Below are 16827 nucleotides of genomic sequence, written 5' to 3' on the forward strand. Positions count from 1 at the left end.
TTCGTTTTTAATTTTCTAATTTCTCAAATTGTTTGTCTAACAAATTTTGACTATAAATCACCAATCCTAAATTGTTTTTTGATTTATACTTTGACATCTCTTTTTGGGTTTTATCTGAAAGTTCAATAGAGGTATTTGCAAAATGTTTTTGGTTTTCGATTGTTCGAGTTTCTTTAACTTTTATTTTTTTTCAAAACATAGACATCGTTTACAATAGCAAATTCAGTTTCAACTTCTACAAAATCTAATAGTTCTTTTCTATATTTTGATGAAAATACCTTGTCTTTGTTGAGTACTACGAACAATAGTTTTTTCTGTTCATCCACTATAAAAACCAAATCATGTGTCAAGTGTTTTGAATTATACACTACATATTGATTGTCTATTTTTGCAACATTGGATTGGTTGATAAAGTCTATCAATTGTATAAATCCATTTTTGTCGTACAAATACAAATAACTCAAACCTTTTTGAAACGAAAGTCCTTTTTTAGGAGTTTTATATTTTTTCAACAACTCTTTATCCTCTGCAAAAGTAAATTGATAATTGTAATGAATATACAATGGTCTTTTTAATAAAAAGTAAGATGAAAACTGCTCATACATTTCGTTATTTTCAGTTTCCATAATGGTCTGATATGAATAGATCGATTTCTTTGCTGTTTTATCATAGAGCTTTTAAGAATTATGCAAAATATCTATCAATTCACGACGAGTAGCCGCCATATCGATTACGATTTCATCTAAAACTTCTTCTTGTGCAAAACCACAAACACTGGAAAACAATAGTGTAAAAAATAAAATAATTTTTGACATGTCACCATTTTTAAAGATAGTCTTTCTAATTGAGAATAACTTTTTAAATTTAGAACCTTAGTGTTACTATGTATCTATATGCTTAAAGAAATCCCCCCCTACTCCACAAACGACTGCAACGACACCAATTTGGCATAAGTACCGTTTTGTGCCAAAAGCGTATCGTGTGTGCCTTGTTCCACGATTTTTCCTTGTTGCATGACTACAATCCAATCGGCTTTTTGAATGGTTGATAAACGGTGGGCAATGACTATCGAAGTGCGTTTTTTCATCATGTGTTCTAATGCGTTTTGTACCAATCGTTCGCTTTCGGTATCTAAGGCAGATGTTGCCTCGTCCAAAATCATAATCGGTGGATTTTTCAAAATAGCTCGTGCAATAGAAATGCGTTGTTTCTGCCCGCCTGATAGCTTTCCTCCAGCATCTCCAATATTGGTGTGGATTCCTTCTGGTAAATCTTTTACAAATTCGAACGCATTGGCTACTTTCAAGGCTTCGATTACCTCATCATCTGTAGCGTTTTGTTTACCAATTTTTACATTGTCGGCTATCGAACCGTTGAACATAATACTGTCTTGCGTCACCAAACCCAACTGTTCTCGCACAGATTGGATAGTTAAATCTTTAATATTAACTCCATCAATCGAAATTACCCCTTTATTTACATCGTAAAAACGCATCAACAAATTGGCAATAGTACTTTTTCCAGAACCTGACTGACCTACCAAGGCAACGGTTTTTCCTTTTGGAATTTCCAAATTAAAATCCTTCAAAACTTCTCTTTCTCCATCATAAGAAAACGATACATTTTGTAAGGAAATTTTATCTGAAAATTCTTTCAAAACTTTCGATTGTGCCGTATCTCTGATTTCTACTTCTGTTTCGATAACTTCAAACACACGCTCTGCTGCTGCCAAACCATTTTTTACTTGATATGAAGCTTTTGAAATTTGTTTTGCTGGCGTCAATACATTATAAGCCATTGCAATATACCCAATAAACGCTCCTCCTGTCAGTGTTCCTTCTTGCAAAACCAACGAACCTCCGTAAATTAACAATACGGCTATGATGACAATTCCCAAAAATTCAGACATAGGAGAAGCTAAATTATTTTTCTTTCCAATTTTGTTGGAAAAATAATAAATTCTCTCTACCGATTGATTAAAAACTTGAGAAAAAAACGATTCTGCATTATATCCTTTTACGATTTTCAAACCTGACAATGATTCTTCTACAATCGAGATCAATCGTCCACTTTCTTGCTGAGCTTTTGTAGAATGTGCTTTGAGAGATTTTCCTATTTTGGAAATAATGGTTGCCGAAATAGGGATAAAAACGAACACAAACAAAGTCAGTTTCCAACTAATTAAAAACATAGCAATCAATGAAAAAACAATCGTCAAGGGTTCTTTTACAGCCAATTCCAATACGGCAAAAAATGAATTTTGTACTTCTCCCAAATCACCTAAAATTCTTGCCATTATATCCCCTTTTCTCTTTTCGGAATAATAAGAAACGGGCAATTCAATAATTTTTTTGTACATATTTTTTCGCAAATCCCTCAACACTCCATTTTTCAATTTCATCAAATGTTGTGTTCCCAAATAATTGAATAAATTTTTGAACAAAAACACAATCAAAATCAGTGAAATCGTCAAATATAAAGCGTATTGTTTTCCTCTCTCTTCGGCAAATGTATTGATGTAAAAATAAAGCAAATCGTTTAAATAATCCTTGATGCCCCAAATATTGGTATAAATGGGTTTTACTGGAACTTCTTTGCTTTCGCTAAACAATACATTCATCACAGGAATAATCATCACCATTCCCAATGTGCTAAACAGTGCATAGAGAATGTTAAATGAAACATTTCCAATGATATTCCCTTTGTAATTCAGAGCAAAAGGAAGTATTTTTCTTAGTAATTCTTTCATTTTTTGTTGTTCATTTTGTGACGCTACGCTCTTTTTTTTAGCCACGAATTTTCATGAATTATTTTTTTAAGGGTACACTAAAATCTTTGTAAAACAATTCGTGTATTTTGTCTCACAGTTTGGAACAACCCCTCGGGTTGTGGCTATCATACCACACTGTAGGTGTAAAAACTGTGTCTATCCGTGTAATCTGCGAGAGGATTATTCTATTGCAAATTCATCTCAGTGATGATGCGATTGATTTTTTCTTGTAAATACTCCTCCGTTCCTGCGATTTGATTTTTGGTATCTACAAAAGTATTGACACTGAAATAAAACTTGATTTTTGGTTCGGTACCGCTGGGTCTTGCACAGATTTTTGTTCCGTCTTCTAAATAGTAAATCAAAACATTGGATTTTGGCAAATGCAAAGTTTCCGTTTCGTTTGTAAACAAATTCGTAGCAATCGAACTCTGATAATCTTCTACAAAAACTACGCGTTCACCCGCAATTTCTTTCAAAGGATTTTCTCGCAAATCCGACATCATTTTAGCAATTTCTTCTGCTCCGTCTTTTCCTTTTTTAGTTATCGAAATCAGATGTTCTTTGTAATATCCGTAATCCAAATATAGATTGAGTAATTCGTCATACAAGGACGAACCTGCCGCTTTTGCCAAGGCAGCAATTTCGCAAATCAACAAAGTAGAAGCAACGGCATCTTTGTCGCGTACCGTATCACCTACCATGTATCCAAAACTTTCTTCTCCTCCACCAATAAACTGCTGATTTGGGAAGTCTTTGATGAATTTAGCAATCCATTTAAAGCCTGTCAATCCTACTTTGCATTCCACTTTGTACGCCTCTGCTAATACCAACATCATCGGTGTAGAAACGATGGTCGAACCAATGAAGTGTTTGCCCTCCTCGATTTTTCCTTGCTGATGCCATTGCTCCAACAAAAAGGCAGTCATTATCATCATTGATTGATTGCCGTTGAGCAATACCATTTTTCCGTTTAAATCACGCACGGCAACTCCTAAACGGTCGGCATCTGGATCGGTTCCAATCACAATATCTGCTTGGATTTCATCTGCCAATTCCAACGCCATTTTCAAGGCTTCGGGTTCTTCTGGATTGGGCGATTTTACCGTTGGGAAATCTCCATTGGGTTCCGCCTGTTCCTTCACAATATTTACATCGGTATAACCTGCCAATTCCAAAACCTGAGGAATGGCTTTTATCGAAGTACCATGCAGCGAAGTATAAACAATTTTCAAGTTTTGTTTTGCCGCAGACGGAATATTGAAACTCGCATTTTTCACCACCGATTTTGCAAATTTATTATCTATTTCCTCTCCGAGGATTTCTATCAAATCTTCGTTTGGCGTAAACAATATGTCTTTATAATCCAAACTGTCTATTACCTGAATCAATTCTTTATCTTGTGGTGGCACCAATTGACCTCCGTCTTGCCAATATACTTTGTATCCGTTGTATTCAGGCGGATTGTGAGAAGCTGTCAATACAATTCCTGCTTGACACCCCAAATGACGCACCGTAAACGACAACTGCGGCGTAGGACGCAAAGCTTCATACAAATATACCTTGATACCATTAGCCGAAAACACATCGGCTACTACCTTTGCCAGGGTATCGCTGTTGTGTCGACAGTCGTAAGCAATTGCAACTTTCAATTCCTCATTAGGGAAACATTGCTTCAAATATTGTGAAAGTCCTTGGGTGTTTTTTCCCAATGTATATTTATTGATGCGATTGGTACCTACGCCCATTACTCCACGCATTCCACCGGTACCAAATTCTAAGTTTTTATAAAAACAATCTTCCAATTCTTTTGGCGAATTGGTTAGTAATTCTTCTACTTGGTTTTGAGTGTTTTTGTCAAATGGTTCACTCATCCAAAGTTGTACTTTTTCTAAAATATTTTTGTCTATTTTCATATTATATTTTTTGTTTTTTTTTACCACTGAGAAACGGAGATTTTCTTTTTAGAAATCAGAGACGCTTCGCTTTTTAGAGAAAACATAGACACTTCGTTTTTTGAATTAACTCTCAGATTTATGTAAAAGACAACATCAGTCTTCTCAACGCAAACGAACTTCTCAGAAGTTCCAGACTTCTGAGAAGTTGGAAAACTGAGTATTAATTTTTTTATCACATAGATTTTCTTTTTTATAACCGAGAATCGGAGTTTTTTTCAGAAATCAGAGAACCCAAATTACTTGGGACAGTTTTTTAGAGGAAACATAGATTGTTATGTATAGAAAAACTATGTTTCTTTTGTGTTTTACCACCTGTCTCTAATTATTTCAGTTGGTTAGTAAAACTCACCAACTCGTTGTTTTCTTTGTTTAAGTTTTAATTTTAAACACTTCCAATTATTACGATTTTTTTACAAATGTAATATTTTCAACATTAATAAAATTATCGTGTACTGATTTTTTCTTAGTTTTATACAGAATTTAAAATTTCATCATTTTTTTTAAAAAAAACTTGCATTATATAAGTTTAATACCTAAGTTAGGGGCGTTAATTTTAAATTTTACTTATCATGAAAAAGGTATTCACATTTATCGTATTGGCTTTAAGTGTTGTTTCTTGTTCTAAAGAGTCAAATCCTGAAACTAACACTTATGTAGAAACCTCTGTAAAAAAGAACACGAATTCTTTTACAGATGGATATTATGGTCAAATGCATAATGATATTTTAGATATCTACTATGCAAATTACGACTATAGTAATGATGACATTGAATTAATGGAGAACGCAGTAGAAGAATATTTAACAACCTACTCTTCTTCTGTAAGTTTAACGGATTTAAAACAATCTAATCCCTCTTTATACAACTATAGTCAAAAGTTGTACAACACGAAAGGGAATGTTGAAAAAATCAAACTACTATTTCAAGAAATTCACAATGACGGTTTAAGTACAAAAGATGCTTTTGATTATTCAATACAATTAATACAAATTTTTGAAGATTATGAAGGAGATATAACAGCTTTTAATGTAAATCTTAACCTATTTAAAGAAAAAATAGTAAAAGATAAATCTCTTGAAATTAATCTTAAGGAAGATTTATTGAGAGCTGTTGAGATAGCAGAATATTCTCATATGTATTGGTACGAAATATTAAATATTAATTCATTAAATGAACAAAACGACTCTACTTATTCTACTATGAACAAAAGAAAAAGGATTGCTGTTATAGCAGGAGGAGATGTTGCTGGTGCCCTTACGGGAATTCAAAGTGGTTTGGTAAATTACGCATCTTTAGTATTTGGACCTTGGGGTGGTGCAGCAGCGTTGGCTGGAACTGCTGCAGTAGGGTCTTTAAATGCTGCAGGTATTTTAAGATAATTTTATGTTAGTAAATGTAGCCATAAAATTTCCTCATAATTGGTTTTCTTTACGAACAATAGATGTGTTGGTAGATGGTAAATTTCATTCCACCCTTTCTGCTATTGGCAACCACTCTTTTGAAATAAACCACGAGGCAAATGAAATCATTTTTCAATTAGGAAAGTTTTTTCCTTACCGAACAAAAGTATCTGTGATAGATAAGGATAAAAAAGAAAGTAATCTATTTGTTGTTTTACATCTCAATTATAGAGGATTGATTTTATCTCTATACGACAGTTTGAAACCCACTTTTTTACAAAGTAAGAAAACAACCCAAGATGAATACGAACATTTTATAGAAAACGGCTTTACTAAAGAAATTATCCATTTAAAAGATTCAAAGGCATCTGTACTAATGATACTTATTTCATTAGTAATTTTGATTTTCTCAATTGTGCAACAAGCCAATGATTTAGCTCCTTTTGCCTTTTTAATTGGTTTATCGTCTTTAATTACATCTTTGGTTTATTTTCGTGAAAAAGAAACAGAAAGAAATAGTTATAAAAGTAGAATGATTGCCAGTATATTATTATTTCTTTTAGCACTATTTTTCTTAGAAAACAGTTATCTGTTTTTGCATTGGATTGTTTTATCTTTTACAACTTTATTGACTTTACTGTTTATTCAAAACATCAATCATAGAAACTATTCAGTTTAATAAAAAAACACGACTTTCTTTTATCAGATAGTCGTGTTTTTGTTTCAGATATATTGTGATTTACAAGGGCGATTTCTTTAGCCCCTACGACATTAATTATTGATAATTAATTATTTACAATTTTATATCGCTCTTCATTATTTTTAGTTCGCAATATGATTTCTCCTAAAAATCCTGCTAAAAACAATTGGGTTCCTAAAATCATACTGGTCAATGCAATGTAAAACCACGGATTGTCAGTTACTAATATCGCTGGTTGATTGACCGATAATTTATACAATTTATACATTCCTATAAACAGGGCTGACAAAAATCCAACCATAAACATCAACACGCCCAAGGCTCCGAAAAAATGCATCGGTTGTTTGCCAAATTTCGACAAAAACCAGATCGTTATCAAATCTAAAAATCCGTTAATAAATCGGCTCATTCCAAATTTTGACACGCCGTATTTTCTGGCTTGATGTTGCACTACTTTTTCCCCTATTTTGTTGTATCCTGCGTTTTTTGCCAAAACGGGTATGTATCGGTGCATTTCTCCATTGACATCAATGTTTTTTACCACTTCTTTTCGGTAGGCTTTCAATCCGCAGTTGAAATCGTGCAGTTTTACTCCTGATGTCGCTCGAGCTGCCCAATTAAACAATTTCGACGGCAAATTTTTCATCACCACCGAATCGTAGCGTTTCTTTTTCCAACCCGATACCAAGTCGTATCCGCCGTTTACAACCATATCGTACAATTCTGGGATTTCGTCTGGACTATCTTGCAAATCGGCATCCATCGTAATCACGATTTCTCCCCGTACCTGTGCAAAACCTGCATGTAAGGCTTGAGATTTACCAAAATTTCTCTGAAAACGAATACTTTTTACACGCTCGTCTTGGGCTTGTAACTGTTTGATTATTTTCCACGAATCGTCGTTACTTCCGTCATCTACAAAGAGTATTTCGTACGAAAATCCATGCTCGTGCATCACTCGTGTAATCCACTGATACAATTCGGGTAGAGATTCCTGTTCGTTCAACAAAGGAATTAAAACACTGATATTCATTACTATTGTACAGTTTTTGGAGTTTCAAACTCGTTTTTATTCTTAAATATCAAAGCAATCAACAAACCAGCGATTGAACCTCTCAAAATACTTCCTGCAAAACTAAAAAGCAGACTTTTCAACGCGAAATTATCCGTTTCTTTTGCCAATTGCATTTGTCCTTCAATTTCTTCTTTTAGCATACCCAAAGCTGTGAGATTATTGTACAGTAAATCCAACATCAATTGATTATTAATTTCTTTATACTCAGGTCTTACAAAGTTAAACAGCACATAAATCATCGTTTGATTGGCTAAAAATCCAATGCAAATCATCAGTAAAAATGCAGAAAACCCCTCCTTGAAAGTTATGAGATTTTGCATGCGTTTTTTGGCAATCCACACACACAAAACACCCATTATCACAACTACCACCATGTTGAAAATACCAAACGAAGTTTTGGTAAACAAAGTAGGATCGTAGAAAAAAGCGACCACATCTACCAAAATGTAGTACAACGCTAGTACACATCCGAAAAATATTCCGGTGTTTTTGATATTTTGATTCATTGTATTTATCTAAAAAATTAACCACAAAAATAAGAAATTAAACCCTACCTTTTTACAGAAAAGAAAAAAAGCTGTTCGGATACTTTCGAACAGCTTTTTATTATCAACTAAAAACATATTAAAATTCTCTGTTAACGTCAAAGTTTTCAAGGTAGTACGCTACTCTTGCAACAAACTGACCTCCCAATGCTCCGTCCACTACTCTATGATCATAAGAGTGCGATAAGAACATTTTTTGGCGGATTCCGATAAAGTCTCCTTCTGGAGTTTCGATAACCGCAGGCACTTTACGTATAGCACCCAAAGCCAAGATTCCCACTTGAGGTTGGTTGATGATCGGCGTACCAAATACAGAACCAAAGGTACCTACGTTGGTTACTGTATAAGTTCCACCTTGTGTATCGTCTGGTTTCAATTTACCAGCTTTTGCTCTGTATGCCAAATCGTTTACCGCTTTTGCCATACCTAATAAGTTCAATTGATCAGCGTTTTTGATTACTGGTACAATCAAGTTACCATTTGGCAATGCAGCCGCCATACCCAAGTTGATATTTTTCTTTTTGATGATATAATCTCCATCAACAGAGATATTCATCATAGGAAAATCTTTCAATGCTTTTGCAACCGCCTCCATAAATATCGGAGTAAACGTCAATTTTTCACCATCGCGTTTTTCAAATGTTGCTTTTACTTTATTTCTCCATTTTACAATATTGGTTACATCTACTTCGATAAACGACTGAACGTGAGCCGAAGTCTGCACAGATTGTACCATGTGATGAGCAATCATCTTACGCATACGATCCATCTCGATGATTTCGTCTTGACCGTTTACCGAAACAGGAACTACTTTTGCAACAGGAGCCGCCGCTGGAACAGGAGTTGCCACTGGTTGAGCAGCAACAGTAGAAGGAGCCGCAGTAGGCTGAGCACCTCTATTTTTCACATAATCCAAAATATCGTTTTTCGTTACGCGACCCTCTTTACCAGTACCTTTGATAGACTCCAATTCAGCCAAAGAAACACCTTCTTCTTTAGCTATATTTTTCACCAATGGAGAGAAAAATTTATCAGAATCAGCAAAATTTGTTTCTGTAGTAACCTGTGCAACTTCTACTGTCTTTTGTACAGTTTCCGCAGCTTTTGCTACTTCAACAGTTGGAGCAGAAGTATCGTCTCCACCTTCCGTTTCGATGACAGCAATGGTTTGTCCCACTTGTACTACATCATCTTTTTGAAATAGGATTTCAACAATTTTACCAGCTACCTCAGACGGAACTTCACTATCCACTTTGTCCGTAGCTACCTCAACTACTGTTTCATCTTGTTCTACAGTATCTCCTACGTTTTTTACCCAATTGGTAATGGTCGCCTCTGCAACACTCTCCCCCATTTTAGGTAACTTTAATTCAAATTTTGCCATATTGTTTGTTCTATGAATTTTAAAAATAAAATACAAATTTACAACTTTTTTTACGCTTAAAAATTGTTTTATGAAAAAAGTTTAATTCTATGATAAAAATTTGCTCGTTTGTACGTTTTTCTTTGTTGAACTATTTTTTATTTTTGATGATATATGGGAAAATAAACGGCTATACTAACTAAAATTTTCCTTTTTTTAATTTAAAAGATTCATTGCTGCCAAACGTTTTTTATCTATTCTATTCAGCGAAACATTTTCCTTACAAATCAATCATTTATATAAGTTAAACGTTTTTTTGTTATTAATTAAACACATAGAAACAAAACCTGTGGAAATCTGGTTTTAACCATAGGCTTAATCGCTTTAAAATAATGTTTTTTATCATTCCAGAAAAATCTGTGTCAATCTGTGAAACCTGCGTGAGACTTAAACAAGTGTAGCGTCTCTCTTCCGATAGCTATCGGAACTTCGTTGTAAAAGAAAAAAGCAACACATTTTGAAACTCTATACTTTTTCCCTATCTTAGCAAAATGTTTATTTCATTATAAAAAACAATGGATATTAATTTCAATAAAAACGAAGACTATAACAAACTTTTAGTTGCTGATTTAAAACAAAAATTGGCAAAAGTAAAATTGGGCGGTGGTGAAAAACGCATCGCCAAACTTCACGCAGAAGGCAAAATGACTGCCAGAGAGCGTATCGATTACCTTTTAGACAAAGACGCAGAATCTATCGAAATCGGAGCTTTTGTAGGCGATGAAATGTACACAGAACACGGTGGTTGTCCATCAGGTGGTGTGGTAGTAAAAATCGGATACATCAAAGGAAAACAATGTATCGTAGTTGCTAACGACGCTACCGTAAAAGCAGGGGCTTGGTTTCCCATCACAGGAAAGAAAAACTTGAGAGCTCAAGAAATCGCTATGGAAAACCGATTGCCTATCATCTATTTAGTAGATTCGGCTGGAGTTTATTTGCCAATGCAAGACGAAATTTTCCCTGATAAAGAACACTTCGGTCGCATTTTCAGAAACAATGCCATCATGTCATCGATGGGAATTACGCAAATTGCTGCTGTAATGGGAAGTTGTGTGGCTGGCGGAGCATATTTGCCTATTATGAGCGATGAAGCCTTAATTGTGGACAAAACAGGCTCTATCTTCTTGGCAGGTTCGTATTTGGTAAAAGCGGCAATCGGTGAATCTATCGACAATGAAACTTTGGGTGGAGCGACGACACATACTGAAATTTCGGGTGTAACAGATTACAAAGCCAAAGACGACAAAGATTGCTTGGACAAAATCAAAAATATTGTAGATAAAATCGGAGCGTTTGACAAAGCTGGATTTAGCCGTGTAAAACCCGTAAAACCAGCACTTGACCCGAACGAGATCTACGGAATCTTACCAAAATCTCGTGCCGACCAATACGATATGATGGAAATCATCAAACGATTGGTGGACGATTCGGAATTTGAAGAATACAAAGCAGGATACGGACAAACAATCATCACAGGTTATGCTCGTATCGACGGTTGGGCAGTGGGAATCGTTGCCAACCAACGCAAAGTGGTAAAAACCGCTGGAGCAAAAACCAAACCAAGCGAAATGCAATTTGGTGGAGTGATTTACTCAGATTCAGCAGATAAAGCAACGAGATTTATTGCCAACTGTAACCAAAAGAAAATTCCATTAGTATTCTTGCAAGATGTAACTGGATTCATGGTAGGTTCGAAATCAGAACACGGAGGCATCATCAAAGACGGAGCAAAAATGGTAAATGCTGTTTCTAATTCGGTAGTACCTAAGTTTACAGTAGTGGTAGGAAATTCGTACGGAGCAGGAAACTATGCAATGTGTGGAAAGGCATATGACCCACGATTGATTTTTGCCTGGCCAAGTGCCGAATTGGCAGTAATGGGAGGAGCTCAAGCAGCAAAAGTATTGTTGCAAATCGAGGCATCGTCATTGAAAGCCAAAGGCGAAGAATTGACTCCAGAAAAAGACGCCGAATTGTTTGACAAAATCAAAGCGAGATACGACAAACAAATTTCACCTTACTATGCAGCCGCTCGTTTATGGACAGATGCCATCATCGACCCACTCGAAACACGCAAATGGATTTCTATGGGTATCGAAGCCGCAGACCACGCTCCTATCGAAAAACCATTCAATTTGGGAGTTATCCAAACCTAATATACCACAAAACCGCCTCAAAAGGGCGGTTTTGTTTTTTTTTGTAGTTTATAGCCAATGTTACCAACACAATCAAAATTACTTTGGCAAAGTTTATTGTACATTATATATTTTCTCACATATAGAAAGCTAATTAATTGAAGTTATATTTCATTTATTTGCTCCTATAAACTTCAATTTTTCACAATTAACATTTGACTTATATACCCAAAAAAAACACCCAAAAATTCCTATATTTTTTGTTTATTATCTCAACTTTTTTTCGTACATTCTGATAAGAAAATAACAACAAAAATGAGAAAAAAAAAACTACCACAAACAACGCAAATTCAATCGACAAAACTGTGATTAGCGAAACGACCGCAATCGAAAATGTAACTCCAAAAACTGTAGCCGAGGGCGATGTAATCGCTGGCAAAACCAAAGCCGAAACTCGTGCATTGAGCGACCAAATCCTCACAAGTAAAAGCAAAGCTCAAGCTGCGAAAGACTACCTAAACAATTTCCCTAAAAAAGAGAAAAAACTCATTTTAGAGCTTCTAAGACAGGAAATCATGGAAGAAAACTCTAAAATACTCCCTGACGAAGAATTGGTGGCAAAATGGCAAAATGGCGAGTATCCATACAAAAACTTAATGTCGCGTAAGAACTATGAAAAACAAAAGTACGATCTTCAAGTAGAATTGCTCAAATTGCAAGCGTGGGTAAAAGAAACTGGTGCTCGTGTGGTTATCCTTTTCGAAGGGCGTGATGCTGCGGGTAAAGGAGGAACTATCAAGCGTGTAATGGAACACCTAAACCCTCGTGGTGCGAGAGTGGTTGCCTTGGAAAAACCTACGCAAGAAGAATCGGGGCAATGGTATTTCCAACGCTATGTAAAGCATTTTACCTACCAAAGGCGAAATCGTACTCTTTGACCGCTCGTGGTACAACCGTGCAGGGGTAGAACGCGTAATGGGGTTCTGTACCGATGAGGAATACTTAGAATTTATGCGTCAAGCTCCTGAGTTTGAAAGAAATTTGGTTCGCAGTGGTATTATCTTGATTAAATTCTGGTTCTCTGTTAGCCAAGAAGAGCAAAAACGCCGCTTTAAAGACCGCGAAACACACCCATTAAAACAATGGAAACTATCGCCAATTGACAAGGCTTCGTTGGACAAATGGGACGACTATACACAGGCTAAGGAAAAAATGTTTTTCTACACCGATACATCAGACGCTCCGTGGACAGTGGTAAAATCAAACTGTAAAAAAGAGAGCTCGTCTAAATGCGATGCGTTATGTCTTGCACAAAGTACCTTATAAAAAGAAAAACCTCAACAAAATCGGAAAAGTAGATCCGCTGATTGTAGGTCGCTCAAATGTGATATACGAACAAGGAGAAACTTTTATGTATACCGATGCAAAATAAATGATAAAACCGCCTTTTGGGGCGGTTTTTTTTGTTTTTAATGCAAACGATTTATTCCATCAAAAAAATATGTATATTTGATTTACTAAAGTATGAAAAATTTACTATTTCTTTCATTGATAATATCGATGATATCTTGCAAAGAGCAAGAAAAAGTAGATTTATTTCAACTCGAGTTAAATGAAAAAGTTGAAAATATAATCAGCAAAGACGAGAATATCAAGAAATTCATCGGAACAGAGAGTATAGAACATCCTTTAGTTGTATTAGTAGAAGATACGGATGCTAACTGTTATTCCATTTCGGATATCTCGGTGGACAAAGTATTTCTATTGCTAAAATCGAGTAGTGTAAAGCACCAATTTGCCCAAAAATTGCTATTGGGATAATATGAATAGCTTGTTACAACTGGGCAATTCCGACTGCAACATGGAAGATTATCTGAAAGAATTAGGAGTTACCACGGAATAATTGCCTGAGCAAATATCCTATCCTGGGTCAATATCGTAAAAAGAAAGTTTTTCGATTTTGTTATCCTTGTTAAAATAGATGTAAATATATTCAGATGCACCACCACCGTGAATATAAAATTTATTACTCTCATCTGTAGCTTCTACCTCATACCGATCCCAATCACTGATTTGTTTGTTAAGCACAAATTTATAATTGTATTTCTTTGCGGGCTTTTTTTCAAACCACCCTTCGCCGTCGCAATGAACAATAAGGGCTATAGTTTTATTAATTTTCTCAACGGAAAGATTTTTGATAAAACCCGAGGTTTGCCCCATTCCTCGGAAGTACTGCTCGTAATAGAAAGTCCAATTTTCGGCAAAATATTTTTGCAAAGATTTCCCTTGTTGCAAGTCTTTGGTGAACTGTTTGGGAATTTGCAAACGATTATTAGGTTGTTGCTCTTCAATTGTAACCTTCGAACTTAGATTTCCTCTGAATGAATAAGAGGAAAATCCTACTATTGCTATTATAAAAAGTAATTTCATAAGCATTTAATTAAGAAAACCTTGCCAAAACTACAAAGTCTTGACAAGGTTATATTTTATCATAAAGGACTCACCAACTCCAAGAACCAAGCTTTAACCTCACCTTCAAGGTGCGGAGCAAGTTTATCTTGGCAAGTTTTGTGGTAGGCATTGAGCCAGTCTTTTTCTTCTTCGGTGAGTAGTTCTACAGCGATAACATCTTTGAAAAACGGACAAAGCGTTAAGGTTTCAAATCCGTAGAAAGTACCCGAAGTTGTGGTTTCCAATTCAGTTACAGCGACCAAATTTTCGTGACGGATTCCGTACTGATTTTCTACATAAAACCCAGGTTCGTTGGAGCAAACCATTCCTGCCAACAACTCCTGCGGATTCATGTCTTTGCGAATATTCTGAGGCCCTTCGTGTACATTCATAAAACTTCCCACACCGTGCCCTGTGCCGTGTGCGTAATCTTTACCATGCAACCACAACGGCATTCTCGCAATGGCATCCAATTGCACCCCACGAGTGCCTTTAGGGAATTTTACCAATGACAATTCAATCATTCCTTTCAACACCAAAGTACAATCTCTTTTAAATTCATCAGAAACTGTTCCCAAAGCCAAAGTTCTTGTAATATCGGTCGTTCCTTCCAAATACTGACCTCCAGAATCTATCAAAATACTACCGTCGTTGGTAACTTCTTTACTGCCGTTTTCAGGAGCTGAATAATGCACAATCGCACCGTTGCCTTTGTATCCGATGATACTTCCGAAACTTTCGCCTACGAAATTCTCTCCTGCCGCACGAAATCCTCTCAATTTCAATCCAATAGAATATTCCGTCATCGGTTCTTTGCCTACATTGTGTTTCAGCCAATATAAAAATTTCACCATCGCCACCCCATCGCGAACCATCACCTTGCGGAAACCTTCCAATTCGGTAGCGTTTTTCTGAGCTTTCATCAAATTGCCTGGAACGGCAGCTTTGATAAACGAATTATTTTTTTTCAAGGCAAAAAACACCGATTGGTTGCAATTTGGCGAAATCAACACTTTTTCTCCGTTGAATTTTCCTAAAAATGAGAAAAACTCTTCATAAGGCAAGGTTTTCACCTCAGCTTCGGCTAATTGCTTTTTAGCTTCCTCATTCAATTTTTCATCATCTACAAAAAGGATCGCTTCGTTTGGCGAAAGGGCGATATATCCTAAAAACACAGGGTTGCAATCCACATCGCTACCACGCAAATTCACCGTCCAAGCCACATCGTCTAAACTTGAAATGATATGCAACGACGCACCCATCTCTGACATTTTTTGTCGAATAGCCGACAATTTATCCGATACCGATTGCCCCGCCCATTTTAGTGGATGAGCAAATATTTCGTTTTTAGAAGGTGTTCCTCTATCTGTCCAAATGTTTTCCAACAAAGCAGCATCTACCAACTGAATATTTTTCGCTTTCAATTTACTTTCCAAAGCCTCCCAATTGGCATTAGAAGTTGCTAAGGCATTTACCGCAACTTTTCCGTTTTTAGGGGTTTGCGAAATAATCCAATCGATATAATTGGGAGTTTCCTCCACGTCATCTTTCATCAACTGAATTTCGCTTCCCTCCAACTCAATCGGAGCTTGTACAAAATAGCGACCATCTGTCCATAAAGCCGACTGCGTAGTTGTAACCACCGCAAAACCCGCCGAACCGGTAAAACCCGTCAACCACGAGCGTTCTTGCCATTCATCAGGAAGGTATTCGCTCATATGTGGGTCAGCCGAAAACACGACAAATGCGTGGATATTTTCTTGTTGCATCTTCTCGCGAAGTGCTTGTATTTTTTGATTTGTAGTCATTGTAAAACTATTTTATTTGAAATGTAAAGTTATCAAAAAAAATCCCATTCAACTAATAAGTTAAATGGGATTTCCATAAAATTAATTAAACTATTTCAATTCTTTCATCAATTCATCAGCTGGTCTTACTCCCATAATGTTTTTGATTACTTTACCATTTTGGTCGATAACCATCATAGTAGGATAAGCTCTTACACCAATTGCCAATGTAAATTCGTGAACTGAATTTCTTGAGTTTTTTCGAGCTTCTTGATAACCGGGGTTTTTGTAGGCTTTACCTTGAAAGCTAAACTCCTCATTTCCTTCAGCGTTAAATTTCACTGGATTGTAATTGTCGTTGATAAATTTTGCAAACGCCTCGTCAGAGAAAGTTTGTTTATCCAACATTTTACATGGTCCACACCATACAGTGTACGCATCTAAGAAAATAGGTTTTTTGTTTTTCTTTTGAGCGCTCAACGCTTCACTCATGCTCATCCATTTGATTTGAGCTTGTACATTGCTTACCATACCAAACAATGCAATCAATACTACTAATAAGATTCTTTTCATTTTATAA

The 16827-nt window shown here is 35.8% G+C and carries 17 protein-coding genes; 7 read left to right on the forward strand and 10 right to left on the reverse strand.

Going from position 1 to position 16827, the window contains the following annotated elements:
• Positions 1-173: 173 nt before the first annotated feature.
• From AB4865_RS00345 to AB4865_RS00360, 4 genes are all read right to left on the reverse strand, one after another.
• Positions 174-626, reverse strand: a complete 453-nt coding sequence (locus AB4865_RS00345; RefSeq protein ID WP_372473752.1) for a hypothetical protein — start codon at positions 624-626, stop codon at positions 174-176.
• A 51-nt stretch (positions 627-677) separates the two neighbouring features.
• Complete coding sequence (locus tag AB4865_RS00350; protein ID WP_372473753.1) at positions 678-815, reverse strand: hypothetical protein; 138 nt, start codon at positions 813-815, stop codon at positions 678-680.
• 98 nt (positions 816-913) lie between these two features.
• Positions 914-2749 (reverse strand): ABC transporter ATP-binding protein, encoded by a 1836-nt coding sequence (locus AB4865_RS00355; protein ID WP_372473754.1) that lies wholly within the window; start codon positions 2747-2749, stop codon positions 914-916.
• Positions 2750-2955: 206 nt separating this feature from the next.
• Positions 2956-4686, reverse strand: coding sequence for a phospho-sugar mutase (locus AB4865_RS00360; RefSeq protein WP_372473755.1), 1731 nt, complete (start codon positions 4684-4686; stop codon positions 2956-2958).
• Positions 4687-5297: 611 nt separating this feature from the next.
• On the opposite strand from AB4865_RS00360, the gene AB4865_RS00365 reads away from it, so the two are divergent.
• Both AB4865_RS00365 and AB4865_RS00370 read left to right on the forward strand, forming a co-directional pair.
• Positions 5298-6107: a hypothetical protein gene (locus tag AB4865_RS00365; protein ID WP_372473756.1), complete on the forward strand. Its 810-nt coding sequence runs from the start codon at positions 5298-5300 to the stop codon at positions 6105-6107.
• Between the two features lie 4 nt (positions 6108-6111).
• A complete protein-coding gene (locus AB4865_RS00370) occupies positions 6112-6807 on the forward strand; it encodes a hypothetical protein (protein WP_372473757.1) in 696 nt (231 codons plus the stop codon).
• Positions 6808-6913: 106 nt separating this feature from the next.
• Here AB4865_RS00370 and AB4865_RS00375 read toward each other — a convergent pair whose 3' ends face one another.
• The 3 genes from AB4865_RS00375 to AB4865_RS00385 all read right to left on the reverse strand — a co-directional run bounded on the left by AB4865_RS00375 (position 6914) and on the right by AB4865_RS00385 (position 9832).
• A complete protein-coding gene (locus tag AB4865_RS00375) occupies positions 6914-7861 on the reverse strand; it encodes a glycosyltransferase family 2 protein (protein WP_372473758.1) in 948 nt (315 codons plus the stop codon).
• A gap of 2 nt (positions 7862-7863) precedes the next feature.
• Complete coding sequence (locus tag AB4865_RS00380) at positions 7864-8409, reverse strand: DUF4199 domain-containing protein (protein WP_372473759.1); 546 nt, start codon at positions 8407-8409, stop codon at positions 7864-7866.
• Positions 8410-8527: 118 nt separating this feature from the next.
• The gene (locus AB4865_RS00385) at positions 8528-9832 is read right to left on the reverse strand and encodes a dihydrolipoamide acetyltransferase family protein (protein ID WP_372473760.1); all 1305 of its coding nucleotides are present in this window, start codon (positions 9830-9832) and stop codon (positions 8528-8530) included.
• Positions 9833-10386: 554 nt separating this feature from the next.
• Between AB4865_RS00385 and AB4865_RS00390 the strand changes: the two genes are divergently transcribed.
• The 5 genes from AB4865_RS00390 to AB4865_RS00410 all read left to right on the forward strand — a co-directional run bounded on the left by AB4865_RS00390 (position 10387) and on the right by AB4865_RS00410 (position 13830).
• Positions 10387-12030, forward strand: a complete 1644-nt coding sequence (locus AB4865_RS00390) for an acyl-CoA carboxylase subunit beta (protein ID WP_372473761.1) — start codon at positions 10387-10389, stop codon at positions 12028-12030.
• A 344-nt stretch (positions 12031-12374) separates the two neighbouring features.
• Entirely contained in the window at positions 12375-12947 is a 573-nt protein-coding gene (locus AB4865_RS00395) for a hypothetical protein (protein ID WP_372473762.1), read from the forward strand.
• Positions 12934-13335, forward strand: coding sequence for a hypothetical protein (locus tag AB4865_RS00400; RefSeq protein ID WP_372474921.1), 402 nt, complete (start codon positions 12934-12936; stop codon positions 13333-13335). The genes AB4865_RS00395 and AB4865_RS00400 overlap by 14 nt, the downstream gene beginning before the upstream one ends.
• Entirely contained in the window at positions 13316-13441 is a 126-nt protein-coding gene (locus tag AB4865_RS00405; RefSeq protein WP_372473763.1) for a hypothetical protein, read from the forward strand. The genes AB4865_RS00400 and AB4865_RS00405 overlap by 20 nt, the downstream gene beginning before the upstream one ends.
• Before the next feature lie 92 nt (positions 13442-13533).
• On the forward strand, positions 13534-13830 hold the full coding sequence (locus AB4865_RS00410) for a hypothetical protein (RefSeq protein WP_372473764.1): 297 nt from the start codon (positions 13534-13536) through the stop codon (positions 13828-13830).
• Between the two features lie 99 nt (positions 13831-13929).
• On the opposite strand, the gene AB4865_RS00415 is transcribed toward AB4865_RS00410, so the two are convergent.
• The 3 genes from AB4865_RS00415 to AB4865_RS00425 form a co-directional block, all read right to left on the reverse strand.
• Positions 13930-14439 (reverse strand): hypothetical protein, encoded by a 510-nt coding sequence (locus AB4865_RS00415; RefSeq protein WP_372473765.1) that lies wholly within the window; start codon positions 14437-14439, stop codon positions 13930-13932.
• A gap of 59 nt (positions 14440-14498) precedes the next feature.
• On the reverse strand, positions 14499-16268 hold the full coding sequence (locus AB4865_RS00420) for an aminopeptidase P family protein (RefSeq protein ID WP_372473766.1): 1770 nt from the start codon (positions 16266-16268) through the stop codon (positions 14499-14501).
• A 90-nt stretch (positions 16269-16358) separates the two neighbouring features.
• Complete coding sequence (locus tag AB4865_RS00425) at positions 16359-16820, reverse strand: thioredoxin family protein (RefSeq protein WP_372473767.1); 462 nt, start codon at positions 16818-16820, stop codon at positions 16359-16361.
• Between the last annotated feature and the right edge of the window lie 7 nt (positions 16821-16827).

Source organism: Capnocytophaga sp. ARDL2, assembly GCF_041530365.1.
Taxonomy (GTDB): Bacteria; Bacteroidota; Bacteroidia; order Flavobacteriales; family Flavobacteriaceae; genus Flavobacterium.

What these genes read in the sequence shown, in the direction of transcription:
- AB4865_RS00345 (WP_372473752.1), bottom strand. Translation starts at nt 626, where the DNA reads ATGGAAACTGAAAATAACGAAATGTATGAGCAGTTTTCATCTTACTTT.
- AB4865_RS00350 (WP_372473753.1), bottom strand. Translation starts at nt 815, where the DNA reads ATGTCAAAAATTATTTTATTTTTTACACTATTGTTTTCCAGTGTTTGT.
- AB4865_RS00355 (WP_372473754.1), bottom strand. Translation starts at nt 2,749, where the DNA reads ATGAAAGAATTACTAAGAAAAATACTTCCTTTTGCTCTGAATTACAAA.
- AB4865_RS00360 (WP_372473755.1), bottom strand. Translation starts at nt 4,686, where the DNA reads ATGAAAATAGACAAAAATATTTTAGAAAAAGTACAACTTTGGATGAGT.
- AB4865_RS00365 (WP_372473756.1), top strand. Translation starts at nt 5,298, where the DNA reads ATGAAAAAGGTATTCACATTTATCGTATTGGCTTTAAGTGTTGTTTCT.
- AB4865_RS00370 (WP_372473757.1), top strand. Translation starts at nt 6,112, where the DNA reads ATGTTAGTAAATGTAGCCATAAAATTTCCTCATAATTGGTTTTCTTTA.
- AB4865_RS00375 (WP_372473758.1), bottom strand. Translation starts at nt 7,861, where the DNA reads ATGAATATCAGTGTTTTAATTCCTTTGTTGAACGAACAGGAATCTCTA.
- AB4865_RS00380 (WP_372473759.1), bottom strand. Translation starts at nt 8,409, where the DNA reads ATGAATCAAAATATCAAAAACACCGGAATATTTTTCGGATGTGTACTA.
- AB4865_RS00385 (WP_372473760.1), bottom strand. Translation starts at nt 9,832, where the DNA reads ATGGCAAAATTTGAATTAAAGTTACCTAAAATGGGGGAGAGTGTTGCA.
- AB4865_RS00390 (WP_372473761.1), top strand. Translation starts at nt 10,387, where the DNA reads ATGGATATTAATTTCAATAAAAACGAAGACTATAACAAACTTTTAGTT.
- AB4865_RS00410 (WP_372473764.1), top strand. Translation starts at nt 13,534, where the DNA reads ATGAAAAATTTACTATTTCTTTCATTGATAATATCGATGATATCTTGC.
- AB4865_RS00415 (WP_372473765.1), bottom strand. Translation starts at nt 14,439, where the DNA reads ATGAAATTACTTTTTATAATAGCAATAGTAGGATTTTCCTCTTATTCA.
- AB4865_RS00420 (WP_372473766.1), bottom strand. Translation starts at nt 16,268, where the DNA reads ATGACTACAAATCAAAAAATACAAGCACTTCGCGAGAAGATGCAACAA.
- AB4865_RS00425 (WP_372473767.1), bottom strand. Translation starts at nt 16,820, where the DNA reads ATGAAAAGAATCTTATTAGTAGTATTGATTGCATTGTTTGGTATGGTA.